The following is a 20923-nucleotide window of genomic DNA, read 5'->3' as shown; positions in this document are numbered from 1 at the left end:
TCAAGTTGCGTGCAATAGAAAGACCTAAACCTGTCCCTCCCTCACGTCCGCTCACCATTGGGTAGAATAGTGTGTCCTGCAGATGGGCCGGAATACCCGGACCGTTGTCTTCAATATCAATACGTGCAGCCAGGCGATAGCGAGTGCCGTGCAGAGTAAGCTGAAAAGCTGTACGCGTACGTAACACTATTTCGCCACCATCACTGCCCAGCGCCTGAAGCGCGTTACGCACAATATTCAGTAAAATCTGTTCAATTTGATCCGGGTCGTGTGCCAGTTCAGGCAAACTTGGGTCGTAATCTCTTATCAGCGTGACATTCGCTGGCAACTCCATCGACACCAGTTTCATAACCCGTTCGGTGACTTTGTGAATACTTTCTGTGACGTGCATGCCGGGTTGTTGCGGGCCTAACAGCCTGTCGACCAGGTTACGTAAGCGGTCGGCTTGCTCAATAATCACCTTGGTGTATTCAGTGAGCGAAGGGTCCGGTAAGGCTTTAGCCAGCAATTGCGCTGCACCGCGTAACCCGCCCAAGGGGTTTTTAATCTCGTGAGCCAGCCCACGGACTAAGTCACGAGCGGCAATTTGCTGCGCCTGCTGTAACTGTTCCTGACTTAAACGGCGTTGGTTATCCATCGGCGCCATTTCCATCAGGATGAAACCTTCTGGTAAACGTTGTGCAGTCAGGGAAAGAATATGGGAGCGGCTATCAATAACCAGTGTGACTTCGTTATCGGTAAAGCCCTGGCCTGCCGTCAGGCTTTCCTGCATCAAGCCAACATTTAGCGAAAAGTAACTCAACAGTTCTGGTAGCGGTGTGCCGTACAGCTTGCGCGAACTCTGCGCCAAAAGTTGCTGTGCCGCCGGGTTGGCGTAATGAACCGCCAGTTCGTCATCGACCAGTAAAATACTGTTGATTAAAGAATTCAGGATCTGCCCAGCATCGGGCAGTGTGCCGGTTGCCATACAGCAGTCTCCGATAATTTGCACTGTGATGGTGCATTATAGTTTCCTGGCGGCAATAAACGTTGCTGCAACAGGTTATTTGTGGATAAAAAAGCCCATCAACGATGGGCTTAAGTTTGACATGACTAACTCATTAAACGCTGTAGTACAGCTCAAACTCAACTGGGTGTGGAGTCATGCGCACACGGTCGTTTTCTTCGATACGCAGAGCGATGTAAGCATCGATAGCTTCATCAGTGAACACGCCGCCCGCAGTCAGGAACTCGCGGTCTTCGTTCAGGCAGCTCAGTGCTTCTTCCAGAGAACCCGCAACTTGTGGGATCTCTTTAGCTTCTTCTGGCGGCAGGTCATACAGGTTTTTGTCCATTGCTTCACCCGGATGGATTTTGTTCTTGATACCATCAAGACCAGCCATCAGCAGTGCTGCGAAGCACAGGTACGGGTTAGCCGCTGGGTCTGGGAAACGCACTTCGATACGACGTGCTTTCGGAGACGCAACTACTGGGATACGGATTGAAGCAGAACGGTTAGCGGCAGAGTAAGCCAGCATTACTGGAGCTTCGTAACCCGGGACCAGACGCTTGTAGGAGTTGGTGGTTGGGTTAGCCAGGGCGTTGATGGCTTTAGCGTGTTTGATAACACCGCCGATGTAGTACAGCGCTTGCTCAGACAGGCCAGCATATTTGTCACCAGCGAACAGGTTTACGCCGTTCTTAGCCAGGGACATATGGCAGTGCATACCAGAACCGTTATCGCCAAACATTGGTTTTGGCATAAAGGTCGCTGTTTTGCCGTAAGCATGAGCAACGTTGTGAACCACATATTTGTAGATCTGAATTTCATCTGCTTTTTTGGTCATGGTGTTGAAGCGGGTAGCCACTTCGTTCTGACCAGCAGTTGCTACTTCATGGTGGTGAGCTTCAACAACCAGGCCCATTTGCTCCATAGTCAGACACATTGCAGAACGCAGGTCTTGTGCGGAGTCAACTGGTGGAACTGGGAAGTAACCGCCTTTAACAGCAGGACGGTGGCCTTTGTTGCCGCCTTCGTATTTGGTGCCGCTGTTCCAAGCGCCTTCGATATCATCGATAGCAACGTGAGAACCGGAGATAGAGCTACCGAAACGAACGTCGTCGAACAGGAAGAACTCTGGCTCTGGCCCGAACAGTACGGTATCAGCGATACCAGTAGAACGCAGGTAGTCTTCAGCACGCTTGGAAATGGAACGCGGGTCGCGGTCATAACCTTGCATGGTGCCTGGCTCAAGAATGTCGCAACGAATGATCAGCGTAGAATCAGCGAAGAACGGGTCGATGACAGCAGTAGACGCATCTGGCATCAGAACCATGTCGGATTCATTGATGCCTTTCCAGCCACCAATTGAAGAGCCATCAAACATTTTGCCTTCTTCGAAGAAGTCAGCAGTAACCTGATGAGCAGGGATAGTGACGTGCTGTTCTTTACCTTTGGTGTCAGTGAAGCGCAGATCAACAAACTTCACTTCGTGTTCATTCAGCATCGTCAAAACGTGTTCAGCGGACATACTTAACTCTCCCGGATTTGGTCATTGAATTGGCTTGTTGCCCTGAAATGATTAAAGCGAAATCTGTGCCAACTTTTAAATTACCCCAAAAAGGCGCTATCATGCGCACTATAGTGCAAAAGGGCTGCACCACGATGGATAGTTTGCACCAATGTAGTGCTTCAGTCTGAGATTTGAGCACCATATTGGTGCAATTTTCGTTGTGGCTCCCTTTTTTGCTCCGTGAAAGCGATCACAAACCATTACTTTTTACATTGTTTGTAAAAGTTCTTTGTGATCCTGTTATGTCCTTCGATTAATACGTGTACAATAACGCGCTATTTCTAATGCCTGAGGCAAAGTTGTGATCGAAAATCTGCGTAATATCGCCATCATCGCGCACGTTGACCATGGTAAAACTACCCTGGTTGATAAGCTGCTGCAGCAATCTGGTACTTTCAGTAACGAACGTGCTGAAGCCACCGAACGCGTGATGGACTCCAACGATTTGGAGAAAGAGCGTGGGATTACCATCCTCGCTAAAAACACCGCTATCAAATGGAATGACTACCGTATCAACATCGTTGATACCCCTGGGCACGCCGACTTCGGTGGCGAAGTTGAACGTGTAATGTCCATGGTAGACTCCGTTCTGCTGGTCGTTGACGCAATGGATGGCCCAATGCCGCAGACGCGCTTCGTAACCAAAAAGGCATTTGCCCACGGTTTGAAGCCAATTGTTGTAATCAACAAAGTTGACCGTCCTGGCGCGCGTCCTGACTGGGTTGTTGATCAGGTATTTGACCTGTTCGTTAACCTTGATGCGACTGACGAGCAGCTCGATTTCCCAATCATCTATGCATCAGCATTGATGGGTATCGCGGGTAACGATCACAATGAGATGGCGGAAGACATGACCCCGCTGTACCAGGCGATTGTTGACCACGTTAAAGCGCCATCCGTTGACTCTGATGGTCCGTTCCAGATGCAAATCTCCCAGCTTGATTACAACAACTACGTTGGCGTAATCGGCATCGGTCGCATCAAACGCGGTAAAGTGAAGCCTAACCAGCAAATCACTATCATCGACAGCGAAGGTAAAACTCGTAACGGTAAAGTCGGTAAAGTACTGACTCACCTCGGTCTGGAGCGTATTGAATCCACCGAAGCTGAAGCCGGTGACATCATCGCGATTACCGGTCTGGGCGAGCTGAACATCTCCGACACTCTTTGCGATACGCAAAATGTTGAAGCGCTGCCAGCACTGTCTGTTGATGAACCAACTGTTACCATGTTCTTCAACGTCAACACCTCTCCGTTCTGTGGCAAAGAAGGTAAATTTGTTACCTCTCGTCAGATCCTTGACCGCCTGAACAAAGAGCTGGTGCACAACGTTGCACTGCGTGTTGAAGAAACCGAAGATGCGGATGCATTCCGTGTATCCGGTCGTGGCGAACTGCACCTGTCTGTGTTGATCGAAAACATGCGTCGTGAAGGCTTCGAACTGGCTGTGTCCCGTCCGAAAGTAATCAACCGTATGATCGATGGTCGTATGCAAGAGCCGTTCGAAAACGTGACTCTGGATATCGAAGAACAGCACCAGGGTTCTGTAATGCAGGCGATGGGCGAGCGTAAGGGCGATGTCAAAGACATGATCCCTGACGGCAAAGGCCGTATCCGTCTGGATTACCTGATCCCAGCACGTGGCCTGATCGGCTTCCGTACTGAGTTCATGACCATGACTTCTGGTACTGGTCTGCTGTACTCCACATTCAGCCATTACGACGACGTGAAACCAGGCGAAATCGGCCAGCGCCAGAACGGCGTGCTGATCTCTAACGGCCAGGGTAAAGCAGTCGCGTTTGCGCTGTTCAGCCTGCAGGACCGCGGTAAGCTGTTCCTGGGTCACGGTGCAGAAGTTTACGAAGGCCAGATCATCGGTATTCACAGTCGTTCTAACGACCTGACTGTAAACTGCCTGACCGGTAAGAAACTGACCAACATGCGTGCGTCCGGTACTGACGAAGCAACAACTCTGGTTCCTGCATTGAAGATGTCTCTGGAGCAAGCTCTGGAATTCATCGATGATGACGAACTGGTAGAAGTTACTCCGACTTCCGTACGTATTCGTAAGCGTCACCTGACTGAAAACGACCGCAAACGTGCGGGTCGTGGTAGCAAAGAAGCGTAAGTTTCTTTCCTGCAAAGCATTGAAGCCCTGCCTGTTTAGGCGGGGCTTTTTTTGCTTTTCCAGAAATCAGCCGTCTTTGTGTTATCAGGAGGCTGATTTTGCTGCTTCATCAGCAGCACGAATCGCCGCCACTTTTTTACCGAATACCAGGTGCGTAATCAGCAACACCGAGAAGACCGGTAACAGTGCTGCCAGCGCTGGAATGCCAGTAGCGCCTTTTATCAGCATCGCACCGGAGGCAATCAGCAGTAAAAACACCATTATTCTGAATACCTTAACCGAAATACGTTTATGGACATACTGGCCAACAATCGAACCCAGAATCATGGTTGGAATGCACAACATCACCAGTTTCAGGGTTGAGATAGTCAGAATGCCGCTGGTTGCTAGGCCGCCAATAATGGCGATGTTGTTGGCGGTAAAGAATGCGTTCAATGTGCCGCGAAAAGCCGCTGGCCCCAGATTTCTTAACATCCCATACATGACAACTGGCGGGCCATTAGTGGAAAACGCTGCCCCTAATGCACCGGCAACCGCACCCATTGGGGCGGCAATCCAGCGCTTGTCATACACCGGTAAGCGTGGAATAAACAAACTGTAGAACGAATAGAGAATAATGAACCCGCCCAATCCCAGTTTCATAATGTGATCAGGGACATAAGAAAGGGCATATAGTCCCACCGGGATACCTAACAGCGAAAACGCGATAAGCACCCCGGCGGATTTCCAGTCAGTCTCTTTGCGTGAAAGCCAGGTGGCGTATAACGCGGTACCTGTGCCAACAATAACTGACATTGGTGCAGCCATTTTCAACGGTAAAACCATGGTAATTAGTGGCATTGACGTCAGCCCGCCGCCGAATCCTGCGCAAATCCCCACGAAGGTATAAAGGAACATCACACCGACGACGATAAGTATCGAAGCGGTTTCCAGTTCCACGCCGTCTGGTGTAAATAAGTTGAAGAAATCCATATCTAACCCCTTAGTTTACCGACAATCCGGCATCGACGATAAAGTCCTGTCCGGTGCAGCCACAGGACTCTTCCGAGCCGAGGAATAACGCAAGGCGCGCGCAGTGTGTGCCATCGAGGCGGATTTTTAATGCCTGCAAATCGATAAATTGATTCACTGCTGATGGGTCAAGTTTCGCCCACATCGCATCTTGCTTTGGCGTACGAATAGCGCCAGGCACCAGGCTATTAACACGAATTCCTCGTGCGCCTAACTCCTGCGATAACGTGCGGGTAAACCCATGAATTGCGGCTTTTGACAGGGAATAACACACCCGTCCAGGGCGTCCACGCATCCAGTTAATAGAACCCATATTGATAATGCTGCCCGCACCTTTTTTCTCCATGCCAGGAATAACTGCCTGAATAGCGAAAAGCTGGTGGCGTAGGTTTACGTTGATGCGGTTGTTAAAATAATCTTCGGTTAAATCATCAATTTTGTGGTGGTCGTCGCTGCCTGCGTTGTTGATGAGAATATCTACGTCACCCAGTTTTGCGGCAATCTGCGCAAAACAGCTTTTTAACTGCTCGATGTTGGTGACATCGCAGAACAAAAACAGGCAACCCAACTCTTGCGCCAGTTTTTCACCGGCTTGCTGATTGAAGTCCAGGAAGGCCACGCGCGCGCCCTGGCTGACATAAGCGCGCACCAGTTCTTCACCGATACCACTGGCACCGCCAGTAATCGCCACGACTTTGTTATTCAGCGACTGGTAACGAACGTTTTCTTGATAGTTCATTTGTGTTTTCCTTATTTGCCTTGCGCCTGAGAGGACACCACTTTGAGTGTGGCGCAAAAATCTTCACCACCGATGCCGCTATCCAATCCTTTGTCGTAGACGCTTTTGATAACGTCCACACCAGGTAAATTCAGACCCGCTTCGAGCATCATGGATTTCATGATGTTGACGTCTTTTGCCATGTTCTGGAGGGAAAACGCAGGGGCGAAATTGCCAGCGATCAGGCTGTCGATTTTGCTATTGAGGTAGAAATTGGTGGCACCGCCGTAAGAAATGGCTTCGTGCATATCCGGCCAGGCAATATCAAAATGTTGCGCGGCAGTGAGCATTTCATTCACGCTATTCTGAATGCCTGCCACCATAAGGTTATGGATCATTTTCATCACCAGGCCACGTCCGTTTGGCCCCATATGAATCTGATTGCAGCCCATCATGGCGAGAACTGGCTGGATTTTTTCCCAGGCAGTTTTGTCGCCGCCGATATAAATCCCCAGCTCCGCTTTCACGGCAGCAGGTACTGATTTCACGACTGGCGCGTCTAACATGATGGCGCCCGTTTTCGCCACTTCCTGAGCGACTGACTCAGAAACGGAAGGCTCAATAGTCGACATATCAATGGTGATTTGCCCGGCGTGCAGATGCGGCATCATTTCCTGATACACCGCCACCACATGTTCAGAGCGCGGCACCATACTGATAATCACATCAGCTTTGCGGGCAATTTCAGCAGCAGAAGTGGCGGCTTTTGCCCCTTGAGCCACAATTCTTGCCACGGATTCAGCGTTGATGTCATAAACCAGCACGTCACCGGAAAACTTTTCCACGATGTTTTTAGACATAGCTTCGCCCATCAGCCCAAGGCCGATAAATCCAATCGTATTCATATTAGCTCTCTTTAAATTTCGGTTTGATTAGCCCGGCAACGGAAGCTTCCAGAGTAAAAATTGCGCCCGAAAGAGGTCTTTCGCGCACTTCTTCGTCGGACATGTTTTCGCGAGTAGTGGTGATAAACAACGTTTTCATCTCTGGCCCACCGAAGCAGAGCATTGTCGGGCAGCGTACCGGCAGCCGGTGCTCCTCAAGTAATTCACCCTGAGGAGAAAAGCGAGCGATACGGTAGCCATCAAACAATGCGCTCCAGTAACACCCTTCTTCATCCATGGCTGCGCCATCAGGCCGCCCGTTACCACGGGGGAACGACTTCCAAACGCGGCGTTCGGCAGGGTTGCCGTTTTCATCCAGAGGTGTGCGATAAATGACATGGTTAGGTGTGTCACTGGTGAACATCAGGCGTCCATCGGCTGAAAAAGCCAGGCCATTGGCACCCAGAATGTCGCACTGCAAAACGGTAGTTTTCAGGTCGGCATCTACCCGGCAAAGCAGCGCGCCGTTATAGTCGCGCGGGCTCCAGTAAGTTCCAGCGTAAAAACGCCCTTGCGGGTCGGTTCCGCCATCGTTAAAACGCGCCAGCACCGGATTGTTGGGGTTATCGCAAACCTTTTTCGTCACGGTGCCATCCGTGTCTGTCAGGTAAATTCCACTGCGCATCGCGGCAATAAATCCGCCGTTTTCACGCAGTGCGAAACAGCCGACTTCCTCTGAGAACTTAAAAATCTGATGCTTATTGGTGGAGGGTTGATAGCCGTGGATCTCTTTTTCCAGAATATCGGTCCAGAACAGAGATTGTGTCTGTACATCCCAGCTCGGGCATTCCGGTAAATGCCCCTTGTAATCAAACAGAATGTTGGCTTCACGCATCATCGCTAATCCTTATTTCCATAGAAAGGCACAAGCATTCGCCAGGAGAAACCAGCTTCATCGCCTGGTTGCTGCTATTAGACGGCAGCAAATTAATGGCGTTATTAATGTGCGTGACGGGTTCGATGGCGACAACGTTGCGAACCTTTTCGGGAATAAACAACACCGCATTGGTGGCCGCAGATGACAGCACAGCAGTGATTTTCCGTGCTGGCCAGTGCACTTTTGCGCAGCCGTTCCAGCCAGTGAAACAGTTATCAACCGAACCAAACTGTGGCTTACGGAATGCGGGGTAATTCCAGCGTTCCGGAACTTCAATCTCCTTGAACGGGAGAGAATCATCATCATTAAGCCAGACGCCTGTGGCTTTAAAGTAAATCTCGCTTTGATCGGCATCGGCAAAAAAAGGATGAAAACCTAAACCTACTGGCACAGGAACATCGCTGGTGTTGTGGTAGCTCAACGTGACGCGCAGCAGGTTTACTTCAAGTTCAAAAACTTGTGTGCCGCGCCATGGCCAGGGCCAGGACTCGTTTGCAGGTTGTTCCAGCTCAAGTGTCAGACCATTGTCGGATTCTTCACCAACGTGCCAGGCATTTAACCAGCCACTGCCATGAATAGCGTGAGGGCTGTCGCCGAAATTCTTCTTTACCTGCAAAATCTGGCCTGCAAAACTAAATTCACCCTGAGCAATACGGTTAGACCAGGGGATCAACGGATAGCTGCCACACTGATTCGCACGCAATTGAGCTGTGGGTGATAGCGGGCGCAGAATAGGAAAACCACGCCAGTTAAGTGCAGCAATGGCGCCGCCCAGACTCGGGGCGACGCTGAGTTGAAGATGGCCGCAAGACTTTTCGATAAGCCTGGTCATTAGTACACCTCACCGCCGGCGAGGTGCAGCGTTTTACCCTGAATGGCTGCCAGTTGTTCACGTGCGCGAGCCAACATAAAACTCATGTCTGAAGCCAGTGCTACAAACCGGAAGCCCATGCCCTGATATTTATTTGCCAGTTCCGGGTTGCCGCCCACGATGCCGCACGGCTTGCCAAGACGAACGCAGATATCGACTCCTTTTTTGATCATCGCCTGCACCTCCGGATGGGAAGGGTTACCTGGATAACCCATCGCAGCAGAGAGATCGCCTGGGCCGATAAAGAAGCCAGTAACACCATCCAGCGCGGCAATTTTTTCAATGTTGCCGATAGCTTCTGGTGTTTCCATTTGCAGGATCAGGCAAAGCTCATCATGCGCCTGGCTGACGAAATCCGGGTTATTGCCCCAACCAGAAGCGCGGTGCATGGCTGCAAAACCGCGTTTGCCATACGGTGGGTAATAGGCCGACTCCACCGCTTTACGTGCCTCTTCAACGGTATTAATAAACGGGATCATCAGTGACATTGCGCCGCCATCCAGGGCGCGTTTGATCAGCACCACATCGTTGCCTGCTAGGCGATAAAGCGGCGTGATGGCTGGATTAACCGAGCGGACTGCGCGGTCGATACGAATGGCATCCAGCGTATCTACCGCTACATGTTCCTGATCCAAAACCAAAAAGTTAAAGCCCACGGTGGCCATCGCTTCAGCGACGGTATCGCTACCGGTCATCATCCATGTACCGAGTTGTACCGGACCATGGGTTATGGCTTGTTTGAAAATATTCATGATTATCCTCAGAAAATTGGCGGTTCGGGAATATCACTCCCGGCGAGCAGGAAGTCGAAATCACAGCCCTGGTTGGCTTGGGTGACATGTTGTTGATACAGCGCTGCCCACGAGCGCTTAAACACGGTATGGCTGGGGGCAAAATTTGCCCGTCGGCGTGCAAGTTCTGCGTCATCGACCAGCATATTGAGTGTTCCTGCGGGGATATCGAGTTCGATAATGTCGCCAGTTTTCACCAGACCCAGCGGGCCACCGATGGCGGCTTCTGGTGCGACGTGCAAAATACAGGTGCCGTAATGAGTGCCGGACATGCGGCAATCGGAGATGCGCACCATGTCAGTCACGCCTTGCTTGAGTAGTTTTTTCGGGATGGGCAGATTGCCCCATTCCGGCATGCCTGGTGCGCCAACCGGCCCGGCATTGCGCAGAATAATCACCGTGTCTTTGGTGATATCCAGATCCGGGTTGTCGATGGTATCGGAGAGCGTCTGGTGGTTGTCAAAAACCAGTGCCGGGCCGCGGTGTTTCCGTAATACGGGGCTGGCGGCAGACGATTTCATTACTGCACCATCCGGGCAAAGATTGCCGCGCAATACTGCCAGCGCACATCCCTGGGAAAGTGGAATAATTGGGTTGTCGAGGCCGCGAATGGTGTTGTCGTCGTAGCATTTAGCCTGTTCAATCCACTGGCTGGTTGGCGTATTCAGTACGCCTATCGCATCTTGATGCAGGAATGTCGACACTTTGCGCAGTTGCGCCATCAGCCCACCGGCAAACCAAAACTCCTCCATCAACTGTTCGCCTGACGGGAACAGATTCGCCAGCACCGGTACCTTGCGGGCGATCGCTTCCATATCTTCCAGCGTTAATGAAATCGAGGCGCGATTTGCCATCGCAATCAGGTGAATTGCCGCATTGGTGGAGCCACCGAGCGCCATATAGGCGACGATGCCATTGAGAAAGTTTTCGCGCTTCAGCCAATGAGAAGGTTTGTGGTCGTGCCACACCATATCAACAATGGTTTTGCCACACAGAGAAGCCATTTGTGGATGACGGGAATCCGCGGCGGGAATAGAGCTGGCGCCTGGCAGAGAGAAGCCCATAGCGTCAGCAATTGAGGTCATTGTCGAAGCGGTGCCCATGGTATTGCAGGTACCGATAGAGCGAGTCATTGCGCCTTCCAGCTCAACCCAGTCGTGTTGGGTAATGGCACCCAGACGTAATTGATCCCAGTATTTTTTGGTATGCGTCCCTGCGCCAGTGACTTGACCGCGCCATTTTCCTGATGACATCGGGCCTGCCGGGCAGAAAATGGCTGGAATATCCATCGAGATGGCACCCATCAGCAGCGCAGGGGTAGATTTGTCGCATCCGCCCAATAACACAACACCGTCGATAGGATGCTGGCGCAACAGCTCTTCGGTTTCCATCGCCAAAAAATTGCGATACAGCATGGTGGTGGGTTTCACCATCACCTCGCCCATCGACAGTGCCGGGAGTTCTACCGGAAAGCCGCCTGCTGCCCAGATCCCACGTTTTACCGCTTCGGCACGTTCCCGCAGATGGGAATGGCAGGGGCTCATATCGCTCCAGGTATTGATGATGCCGATAACCGGTTTGCCGAGGAATTCTTCGCGGCGATAACCCATTTGTTGGCTACGTTGGCGATGAGCGAAGGCGCGAATGGTTTCTGGCGCATACCAGCGTTGGCTGCGTAGCTCTGAAATATCCCGGCGCTTAGCGTGCTTTTGATTGAACATCGTGTGAGAGCCTTCATGTCTTAAGTTGCCTCTACGGTAATATCGTAGCGCTACGATTATCAAGGTGGAGTTATTCGTTTTTGTGATCGACCAGACACAATTATCTTAAAGAAAGGGTAATTTTTAATCTGTATCAAAATTCATCATAAATCTACGTTGTTGCCCATTAGTGGCTGTGTAATAGTCCTGATATCTAAATTATTGAGAGTGCACCTAAGATGACCATCATCATAACCCTCGTAACATTTGTGCTCTTTTTAGTAATCGTAGCGCTATATTCTTTTTATAAGACTCGTGGGATTTCAGAGTCTGGCGTTGAAGGCTTCTTTCTCGCAGGAAGAGGGTTATCGGGTTATTTCATTGCGGGGTCGCTACTGCTTTCGAATCTCTCAGCCGAACAATTGGTCGGCCTGAACGGTAACGCTTATCGGTTTGATATCAGCGGGATGGCCTGGGAAAGCACTGCGGCGATCGCCACCATTGCCATGGCACTTTTTTTCTTACCTCGCTTCCTGAAGCGTGGGTTAACGACATTGCCGCAATTTCTTGAGGAGCGTTTTGATATCACTACCCGGCGCATGGTGAGTGTGATGTTGCTGGTGGGATACGCAGTCATGGCAAATCCCTGCAGCCTGTATTTAGGGGCGATTACCATGGATGAAATTTTTGGTTTTCAGCAGGCTACACATTTTTCAGCTACCAGTACCATTGCTATTTTGTCTTTAGTCATGGGCGTTACAGGTGGGATTTATGCTACGGCGGGTGGCCTGAAAGCGGTCGCGATTTCTGACACCATCAGCGGAATTATCTTGCTCATCGCCGCCTTGTTGATCCCGATTCTGGGGTTGATTGTGATGGGTGACGGTTCATTTTTGAGCGGTGCGCATAAGTTACTGACTAATAATCCTGAGCAACTTAATGCCATCGGCGGGGCGCAATCCACGGTTCCATTCAGCACGATTTTTACCGGGATGCTGTGCGCCAACTTATTTTACTGGTGCACCAATCAGATGATTATTCAGCGGGCGTTGGGCGCGCGTTCACTGGCGGAAAGCCAGAAAGGGGTATTGCTGGCGGGTTCGATAAAATTACTGGTACCACTGGTGATGGTACTGCCAGGAATCATCGCCTTTAATCTTTTTGGGCATTCGCTTAGCAATGCCGATTTTGCCTACCCCGCACTAGTCAAAGCGGTGCTGCCATGGTGGCTGACGGGGATGTTTGCTGCTGCAATATTTGGCACCGTGACCAGCCACTTCAACTCGATTATTAACTCCAGTGCGACACTGTTCGTGATTGACCTCTATGGCCCAATCAGCGGCTGCAAAGATGAAAAGAAACTGGTGCGTGCGGGTAAGCGGGCATCAATTATTTTTTCAATGGTTTCCATTGTGATAGCACCGTTATTGCTACATTCCCCGAATGGGATTTTTGATTTGATGCGCCGTTTTACCGGATTTTATAGTGTGCCGATCATCGCTATTGTGCTGGTTGGATTCCTGACGCACCGCGTTCCGGCAAGTGCCGCAAAATTTACCTTGTTGTTCCATATCGTGGCTTATGGCCTTTATACCTTCACCGGTTTGAATAAATTACTGTCGCTTCATTTTATTCATGTGATGGGGATTTTGTTCATTGTAGAGGTGAGTATGATGCTGTTATTGGGCATGCTAAAACCCGCAACCTGGCAACCGAAACAGGTTAAAGCCTTCCCTATTCCCATGGAAAAATGGAAGTATGCGCATCAGGCCAGTGTTATGATGATCGCCGCGTTAATCAGCATTTACATAACGTTGTCTCCCCTGGGAATAGCGAATCCAGACGGAATTCCGGACTGTTATCCTGTTTTGGTGGCTCTCGTTTGGGGGATTGCGTTGATGCTAAGTTTTTGGATGAAACGACGCCATCATCGAACATTGCCCGTTTCGACATGATGGCGACTGATGAGAGCACTGACGATACCCATGCGCCAAAGAAAACGACAAATCGTAAAACTTGATGACGTAGCCCTGCAGGCGGGTGTTTCGCCTTCTACGGTGTCGCTCTATATTCGCTATCCTGAAAAAGTTTCCGGTCGTACTGGCAGCAAAATTCAACGTGCTATCAATGAACTGGGTTACGTTCATAACAAAATTGCCAGCCAATTTACCGGTGGCCGCAGCAGCAGTATGGCCGTGGTACTACCTTCGCTGGCAAACATTATTTTTAGCCGCGTGATTCAGCAAATCGAGCGAGCGGTAAGTGCTGAAGGTTACCAGCTTTCTATTGCTTCACATGACCACAGCCTGGATAAAGAAGAAGAACAAATTCGCGCTATTTTGCAATGGTCGCCCGCGGTGATTGCTATCGCAGGTGCGGACCATAAGCCTGAAACCTTGAAAATGCTGGAAAACAGCGGCGTGCCGGTGGTGCAGATGTGGCAGGTTGATGGCAGCGAGTTGATGGCGCAAGTAGGCAACAACCACGTTGATATCGGTTACGAAGCCGCCAGGTTTTTGCTCGATTCAGGTTGCAAAAAATTGGGCTATTTTACGACGCGTTTTGCCGAAGATATTCGCGCCCGCAAACGTTATGAAGGCTTTTGTGCCGCCCTTGCCGAGCGTGGGTTAACTGCCACGCTCGTTGATATTCCGCGCACAGAAAATATCTACCAGGCCAGCCGTGAAATACTGATGAAAACGCTGATTAAAGAACGCGGCATCGACGGGATTTTTTGCACCAGCGACGCTATTGCCAGTGCGTTATTAATGGAAGCGTGCGACCGCGGAATCAAAATTCCTGAGCAACTCAGTATCTTAGGCTTCGGGGATTTCCCATCCAGCGCGTGGATGTCGCCGGTTTCACTGTCCAGCGTAAACCTCAATGCCGACGCAATTGCCGCCCAGACCGCCGAAATGATGCTGAAAATGAGCCGCGATGAAAGCTATGTGGGCGAAGTGGTGGATGTCGGTTTTGAAATCATGCCGCGTAGCAGCACTAAATTGCCATTTTTTGCTGATTAACGATCTGGCTCGCATTCGTTGAGCTGTTGTTGTAACACGCACTATCCACCTTCTTCTATTACCGCTACAGTTATTTCTCCATACGCAAAGGAGAGGCTTATGTTGTATATCTTTGATTTAGGCAACGTCATTGTTGATATCGACTTCAACCGCGTGATGGGGGTATGGAGTGATTACAGCCGCGTGCCGCTGGCGAATTTGCAAAAAAGCTTTGTAATGGGCGAGGCGTTTCAAAGCCACGAGCGGGGGCAAATTAGCGACGAAGAATTTGCTGCTGCGGTATGCGAAGAAATGGGCATGGCGTTGAGCTTTGATCAGTTTTCGGCAGGCTGGCAGGCTATCTTTGTTGGCTTACGTCCGGACGTTATCGCTGTCATGAACAAGCTTCGTGAACAGGGGCATCGTGTCGTGGTGCTCTCTAACACCAACCGTTTACACACTTATTTCTGGCCCGGTGAATATCCGCAAATCGCCGAGGCGGCAGATAAAATCTATCTGTCTCAGGAAATGGGAATGCGTAAACCCGATGCAGAGATCTATCAAAAACTCCTCGAAACGGAAGGTTTTTCCGCGAATGAAGCCGTCTTTTTTGACGACAACGGCGATAATATTAAAGGCGCTCAACAGGTGGGGATCACCAGCATTTTGGTGACCGGTAAAAACACGGTGCCCGATTATTTCTCAAAAAGCCTATGATAAAAGACGTTCATCGCAAAACGAGCAAGCACCTCAGGCCCTGTATCGCCTGGGGTAAATTGCTCTGGCATCGGATTGACCAGGACAATATGACCACGCTTGCAGGTAACCTTGCTTACGTGTCATTGCTCTCACTGGTGCCTTTGGTTGCGGTAGTGTTTGCGTTATTTGCAGCTTTCCCGATGTTTGCCGACGTTAGTATCCAACTGCGGCATTTTGTCTTCTCAAACTTTCTGCCCGCGACGGGCGATATCATCCAACGCTATATCGAACAGTTTGTTGCTAACTCCAACAAGATGACTGCTGTGGGGGCCTGTGGCCTTATCGTTACAGCATTGCTGCTGATGTATGCAGTGGATAGCGCACTAAATACTATCTGGCGCAGTACGCGCACCAGGCCAAAAATTTACTCGTTTGCCGTCTACTGGATGATTTTGACGCTAGGGCCGCTGCTGGCAGGTGCGAGTCTGGTGATAAGTTCGTATCTGCTTTCGCTGCGCTGGGTAACGGGCTTTAACAGCACGATTGATATTGTGTTGCGTATCTTCCCGTTGCTGCTCTCATGGCTGTCATTCTGGATGTTATATAGCATCGTTCCAACCACTCGAGTCCCGGTACGAGACGCACTGATTGGCTCGCTGGTGGCCGCTCTTTTATTTGAGCTTGGTAAGAAAGGTTTTGCCCTCTACATCACCATGTTTCCCTCTTACCAATTGATTTACGGCGTGTTAGCCGTGATCCCCATTTTATTTGTCTGGGTCTATTGGACCTGGTGTATCGTGTTGCTCGGCGCCGAAATTACTGTCACTCTCGGTGATTACCGCAAACTCCGTGTCGAAGCCCAGCAGGAAGAATTGGAAGAACCATGATTGCATTAATACAGCGTGTCACCCACGCTCGCGTCACCGTGGACGGTGAAGTGACGGGTGAAATTGGCCCGGGACTTTTAGTGTTATTGGGTGTCGAAAAAGAAGATAACGAACAGAAAGCGAATCGCCTTTGCGAACGTGTTTTGGGTTACCGCATTTTTGGCGATGAAAACGACAAGATGAACCTGAACGTTCAGCAAGCCGGTGGCAGCGTGCTGGTGGTGTCGCAGTTTACCCTCGCCGCTGATACCGAACGCGGCATGCGCCCGAGTTTTTCTTGTGGTGCAGCACCTGAGCTTGCTGAAGAGTTATATGAATACTTTGTTCAACGCTGTCGACTGCAGGGCATTGTTGCCGAAACAGGGCGCTTTGCCGCCGACATGAAAGTCAGCCTGACCAATGACGGCCCGGTGACGTTTTGGTTACAGGTCTGAATTCGCAGCCTTTACGGTCCCGCGTAACAAGAGAGAGTACATGTATGTATCACCTTCGCGTACCGCAAACCGAAGAAGAGCTTGAGCTCTATTACCAGTTTCGCTGGGAGATGCTACGTAAGCCGTTGCATCAACCCAAAGGTTCCGAGCGCGATGCCTGGGATGCCTTAGCTCATCACCAGATGGTGGTGGATGAAGAAGGCAATCCGGTCGCAATTGGCCGTTTGTACATCAATGCTGATAACGAAGCAGCGATCCGTTTTATGGCGGTTCACCCCTCGGTGCAGGACAAAGGCTTGGGTACGCTGGTGGCAATGACGCTGGAAACTGTCGCTCGCCAGGAAGGGGTTAAACGTGTGGTATGTAGCGCACGTGAAGATGCCGTCGAGTTTTTTGCCAAACTCGGTTTTGAGAACCAGGGTGAAATCACCACGCCTTCCACCACGCCTATTCGCCACTTTCTAATGATTAAACCGGTCGCCTCGCTTGATGACATTCTCCATCGCGCAGACTGGTGTGGGCAGTTACAGCAGGCCTGGTACGAACATATTCCGCTTAGCGAGAAGATGGGCGTGCGTATCTTGCAATACACTGGGCAGAAATTTATTACGACGATGCCTGAAGCGGGAAATCAAAATCCGCATCAAACCTTATTCGCAGGCAGCCTGTTTTCCCTTGCAACGCTTACCGGCTGGGGGCTGATTTGGCTGATGTTGCGTGAACGCCACCTTGGCGGCACGATTATTCTGGCTGATGCACATATCCGATATAGCAGCCCGATCACCGGAAGACCGGGAGCGATTGCTGACTTGGGCTCGTTGAGCGGCGATCTGGACCGTCTGGCGCGTGGCCGCAAGGCTCGCGTTGCATTGCAAGTTGAGCTTTACGGTGATGACACGCCTGGCGCTGTTTTTGAAGGTGTGTATCTGGTTCTCCCCGCGAAACCTTTTGGCCCGCTTGAAGAAGGCGGGAACGAAGAAGAATAGTTGAAGGGTAACCGCCCGGCGCTTATGCGCCGGGTACTTCCCCATTCTGCATGGTCTGCTGTACTTGTTTTCCGTCAGCGCTTGTGGCCTGTAATGTCCCGTTCACCGTGGGTTTAAGTGTTGTTTGAGCTGCTAGGTTGCCGGTCACTGAAAGCTGCAAATTACCGTTGCCTTCAAGCGGTAACGCTGGCCACCCCCATTGTTGCAACACATTTACTGGCACCGCGCGTCCGCGCAGGTTCATTGCCGCATTGCGTTGCGGAGCTTGCGAGATAGCGCCAGTTGCTTCCAGCATACCTTCACCAGCAAAAGCACTAAGTTCCGTAATAGATATCTGGCTGTCTGCCGCATTCAATGAAATGGATGGGCGGCGAACATCGACACGGTTAAACGTGGCTGCCGCGGCGTTCAGCGTGGCATTTCCACTCCATATTCCCCACTGGTTATTGCGCACCACTTCGAGATTGCTCCCCGTGCCATCTAATGCGGTGAGCTGGAACGGGAAGGCGGGATCAATATCAATGATCAAATTACGGTTTGCCGACAGTTTTTTAATCGTCACCGTGTTTAACCATTGCGGCAATGGCTCTATCCAGCGTGCTTTCCAGTCGGCTGGCAGCGTATATTCCAGCCCGGCAAAAACCAGCTCATCCAGCGCCAGTTTTTTCTCGGTGCGTTGCCATTCGCCTGAGGCGCGAACCATGCCTCTTTCCCAACGGGAAGTGAACTGACGAATCACAGCGGTTTGCGGGTTAAAATCGATATTCACGATAGGGTCATTTAGCTGCAACGCACCAATAATAAAATCACTGGCATTCATCGATAAACGTCCGTCATCGCTTTGCCAGCCACCTTTTGCCAGCGTCAGGTTGCGCAAACTCAGATCTAAATCGGTTATTGCCCAGTCTTTTCCTTCCATGCGCGCATCTGTCACCTCGAGGCTATCGATTTTCAGTGAAGGGACGCTGCCAAGAGGCGCCAGGAAATCGGTAATGGATTTATTGGTTTGTAGGCGGATATCGTTGAGCCGTAAGCTGCCGATCTGCCAGGAGCCATCGGCGAGGCGGTTTGCATTACCGGTGAGCGAGCCACGAGCAATGTCTGCACCGATGGTTGATAGCGTCACCTGTTCGTTATTAATCGCACCTTGCAACAAGACGTTAGTAGCGGGGACTCCGTTGAGTGTCATGGAACCGGCGCTAAATTGAATATCAGCAGTATTACCCAGCACTTTACCTTGCTGTGGCTGCCACGGTATTACCCCCGTTGACGCGTTGAGCGTGCAGGTCCCACCCAGTATTTGGGCTGTTGATTGCCATATCGCTCAATTGCAGCATATCGGACTGGAAGGGGAGCGGGGCAGCATCAGGGCTGATATTGAGCGTTCCGTTTTGCAGCACTATCGTGTCGACGTGCAAAGGCTCCGAAAACTGACGGGAGCTCAGGCCAATATCTATATTTTGCGCAACCAGGGTTGCTGGCTGGCCTTTGCGTCCGAAGGTGACGTTTGTCAGCGTGACATGAGTGGGCGATGCCCACTTGTGGTCGATCACTTCAAAAGAGAAATTGTAATCACTCTTCTCATTGACCCAACTACTGATCTGGGATGCTCCCCAACGAGTTTGAAGTAATAAATAAGCGGCTATAAGTGCCACTATTATGACAACCAATAAAGCTATGATCAGCTTTCCTAGAAATTTCATTGTCTTCCATCCCATGAAGTTTCGGTAAGGGTGTTATGCCCCATTTACCGTTATAGCTCAAGGATGGGATTGTCAGGAGGGATAACACGCGCTGGCGCTAACAAATAACCAGCGCGTGAAGTACATCAATTTTTTTCAGGTGGGAAAATCAGGTTTAAAACGATAGCGGTAATACCACCGGCAGCAATGCCAGATGAGAGCAAGGTTTTCAGCCAGTCAGGGGCGAACTGGAGAATAAGTGGCTGCTGAGAGACACCCATACCAACCGCGAGTGACAGTGCAATAATCATAATTGCGCGGCGATTCAGTGGCTCACGGGAGACAATACGCACACCTGATGCTGCGATCGTGCCGAACATTACGATAGTTGCGCCGCCTAAAACTGGCTCAGGAATGTGTTGTACAAACCCACTTACTGCCGGGAACAGGCCCAATAAAATCAGCATCAGCGCAACGACAAATCCAACATAACGGCTGGCCACACCCGTAAGCTGAATAACGCCATTGTTCTGTCCAAAGCAAGAGTTAGGGAAGGTGTTGAATACGGCTGAAACACAAGAGTTCAGGCCATTAGCCAGCACGCCGCCTTTCAGGCGCTTCATATACAATGGCCCAGAAACCGGTTGCTCAGAGACGTCAGATGTCGCCGTAATATCGCCAATGGTTTCAAGGGAGGTCACCATAAAGATCAGCATCAGCGGAATCAGTAGGTTCCAGTCAATGCCCAGGCCGTAGTAAAGCGGTGTTGGCACCATGATCAGGTCAGTATTGGTTGATGGCGCAACATCAGGCAGCATGCCCATTGCCCATGCCAGCGCGTAACCTACTGCCATGGCGATAACCAGCGAAGCCACGCGCAAGTACGGGTTGCGCTGGCGATTCAGAAGAATGATGACCACTAATACTGCACCTGCCAGCAGCAGATTTTTCGGTGCGCCAAATGTATGGTCACTCATTGCACCATAGCCACCGCCAATAGATGTCAGGCCAACCTGAATTAAGGACAGACCTATAATCATCACAACTACACCAGAAACCAGCGGCGTGATAATGCGACGAGCAAGGTGAAGGAAGCGTGATAAAAGCATCTCGGTGCAGCTTGCGAGCATTAAGGTGCCAAAAAGTGCAGCCATCATGGTCGGAACATCAGCCCCGCCATTCTTTAATGCCATGCCACCCATAATCAGCGGTGCGACAAAATTAAAACTGGTGCCTTGAATAGACAGAAGCCCAGAGCCTACCGGGCCCCACGCCTTAATCTGGATAATTGATGCCACGCCTGATGCGAACAGGGACATACTGATAATGTGTTGGGTATCTTCTGCTGGAAGTCCCAGAGCCTGGCAAATCAACATCGCAGGTGTGATCACCGCAACAAACATTGCTAATAAATGCTGGCCAGCAGCGAACAGCGTTTGTGGGAGAGGTGGACGGTCCTCGAGGCGGTAAATCAACTCACTGGTACTAGTGTGGGCAATCGGTTGCGCACCTTCAGACTCAACAGCATTAACAGACATTAGAAATTATCCCCTGCCGAAAAAACGGTGATTTTAGCGGACTAAAGGCCAAAAGCAAACGTTTGCTAAGGGTGTTTCCTAAGATAAAAAGTGTATATACCGA

The 20923-nt window shown here is 50.7% G+C and carries 17 protein-coding genes and 1 pseudogene; 7 read left to right on the top strand and 11 right to left on the bottom strand.

Annotation, left to right across the window (positions count from 1 at the left end):
• Together glnL and glnA are read right to left on the bottom strand one after the other, a co-directional pair.
• Positions 1–967 (bottom strand): nitrogen regulation protein NR(II) (gene glnL / locus AC0IXI_RS23415; protein WP_471683184.1); only part of this gene is annotated, 967 nt, incomplete at its 3' end.
• A gap of 133 nt (positions 968–1100) precedes the next feature.
• The gene (gene glnA, locus AC0IXI_RS23410) at positions 1101–2510 is read right to left on the bottom strand and encodes a glutamate--ammonia ligase (RefSeq protein ID WP_064514959.1); all 1410 of its coding nucleotides are present in this window, start codon (positions 2508–2510) and stop codon (positions 1101–1103) included.
• 343 nt (positions 2511–2853) lie between these two features.
• On the opposite strand from glnA, the gene typA reads away from it, so the two are divergent.
• On the top strand, positions 2854–4680 hold the full coding sequence (typA, locus tag AC0IXI_RS23405; protein ID WP_064514962.1) for a ribosome-dependent GTPase TypA: 1827 nt from the start codon (positions 2854–2856) through the stop codon (positions 4678–4680).
• Positions 4681–4764: 84 nt separating this feature from the next.
• Here the strand turns inward: typA and AC0IXI_RS23400 are convergent, their stop codons facing one another.
• From AC0IXI_RS23400 to araD, 7 genes are read right to left on the bottom strand one after another with little or no spacing between them, the layout of a single operon-like run.
• Positions 4765–5652, bottom strand: a complete 888-nt coding sequence (locus AC0IXI_RS23400) for a sulfite exporter TauE/SafE family protein (RefSeq protein WP_422569494.1) — start codon at positions 5650–5652, stop codon at positions 4765–4767.
• 10 nt (positions 5653–5662) lie between these two features.
• Complete coding sequence (locus AC0IXI_RS23395) at positions 5663–6430, bottom strand: SDR family NAD(P)-dependent oxidoreductase (protein ID WP_471683183.1); 768 nt, start codon at positions 6428–6430, stop codon at positions 5663–5665.
• Between the two features lie 11 nt (positions 6431–6441).
• Complete coding sequence (locus AC0IXI_RS23390; RefSeq protein WP_422569496.1) at positions 6442–7314, bottom strand: NAD(P)-dependent oxidoreductase; 873 nt, start codon at positions 7312–7314, stop codon at positions 6442–6444.
• Between the two features lies 1 nt (position 7315).
• The gene (locus AC0IXI_RS23385; protein WP_471683265.1) at positions 7316–8188 is read right to left on the bottom strand and encodes an SMP-30/gluconolactonase/LRE family protein; all 873 of its coding nucleotides are present in this window, start codon (positions 8186–8188) and stop codon (positions 7316–7318) included.
• Entirely contained in the window at positions 8181–9062 is an 882-nt protein-coding gene (locus AC0IXI_RS23380) for an aldose 1-epimerase (protein WP_471683182.1), read from the bottom strand. Before AC0IXI_RS23380 ends, AC0IXI_RS23385 begins: the two co-directional genes overlap by 8 nt.
• Positions 9062–9853, bottom strand: a complete 792-nt coding sequence (locus tag AC0IXI_RS23375; RefSeq protein WP_471683181.1) for an HpcH/HpaI aldolase family protein — start codon at positions 9851–9853, stop codon at positions 9062–9064. The genes AC0IXI_RS23380 and AC0IXI_RS23375 overlap by 1 nt, the downstream gene beginning before the upstream one ends.
• A gap of 8 nt (positions 9854–9861) precedes the next feature.
• Complete coding sequence (gene araD, locus AC0IXI_RS23370) at positions 9862–11613, bottom strand: L-arabinonate dehydratase (RefSeq protein ID WP_471683180.1); 1752 nt, start codon at positions 11611–11613, stop codon at positions 9862–9864.
• A 218-nt stretch (positions 11614–11831) separates the two neighbouring features.
• Here araD and AC0IXI_RS23365 point away from each other — a divergent pair, with 218 nt between their 5' ends.
• From AC0IXI_RS23365 to fabY, 6 genes are all read left to right on the top strand, one after another.
• Positions 11832–13547, top strand: coding sequence for a solute:sodium symporter family transporter (locus AC0IXI_RS23365; protein ID WP_471683179.1), 1716 nt, complete (start codon positions 11832–11834; stop codon positions 13545–13547).
• 30 nt (positions 13548–13577) lie between these two features.
• On the top strand, positions 13578–14615 hold the full coding sequence (locus tag AC0IXI_RS23360; RefSeq protein ID WP_471683178.1) for a LacI family DNA-binding transcriptional regulator: 1038 nt from the start codon (positions 13578–13580) through the stop codon (positions 14613–14615).
• Between the two features lie 99 nt (positions 14616–14714).
• Positions 14715–15311, top strand: a complete 597-nt coding sequence (gene yihX, locus AC0IXI_RS23355) for a glucose-1-phosphatase (RefSeq protein WP_471683177.1) — start codon at positions 14715–14717, stop codon at positions 15309–15311.
• A complete protein-coding gene (locus AC0IXI_RS23350) occupies positions 15308–16180 on the top strand; it encodes a virulence factor BrkB family protein (RefSeq protein ID WP_064514966.1) in 873 nt (290 codons plus the stop codon). The genes yihX and AC0IXI_RS23350 overlap by 4 nt, the downstream gene beginning before the upstream one ends.
• Positions 16177–16614 carry a D-aminoacyl-tRNA deacylase gene (gene dtd, locus AC0IXI_RS23345; protein ID WP_471683176.1) on the top strand — a complete coding sequence of 146 codons (438 nt, stop codon included), beginning with the start codon at positions 16177–16179 and terminating at the stop codon, positions 16612–16614. The genes AC0IXI_RS23350 and dtd overlap by 4 nt, the downstream gene beginning before the upstream one ends.
• A 44-nt stretch (positions 16615–16658) precedes the next feature.
• Complete coding sequence (gene fabY / locus AC0IXI_RS23340) at positions 16659–17600, top strand: fatty acid biosynthesis protein FabY (RefSeq protein WP_064514971.1); 942 nt, start codon at positions 16659–16661, stop codon at positions 17598–17600.
• Between the two features lie 22 nt (positions 17601–17622).
• Here fabY and AC0IXI_RS23335 read toward each other — a convergent pair.
• A pseudogene (locus AC0IXI_RS23335) lies at positions 17623–19303 on the bottom strand (AsmA family protein).
• A gap of 125 nt (positions 19304–19428) precedes the next feature.
• Entirely contained in the window at positions 19429–20820 is a 1392-nt protein-coding gene (locus tag AC0IXI_RS23330) for a nucleobase:cation symporter-2 family protein (RefSeq protein ID WP_134187703.1), read from the bottom strand.
• Positions 20821–20923: the final 103 nt, after the last annotated feature.

Source organism: Buttiauxella sp. AC038, from assembly GCF_979253565.1.
This window is presented reverse-complemented; position numbering and strand designations above follow the sequence as displayed.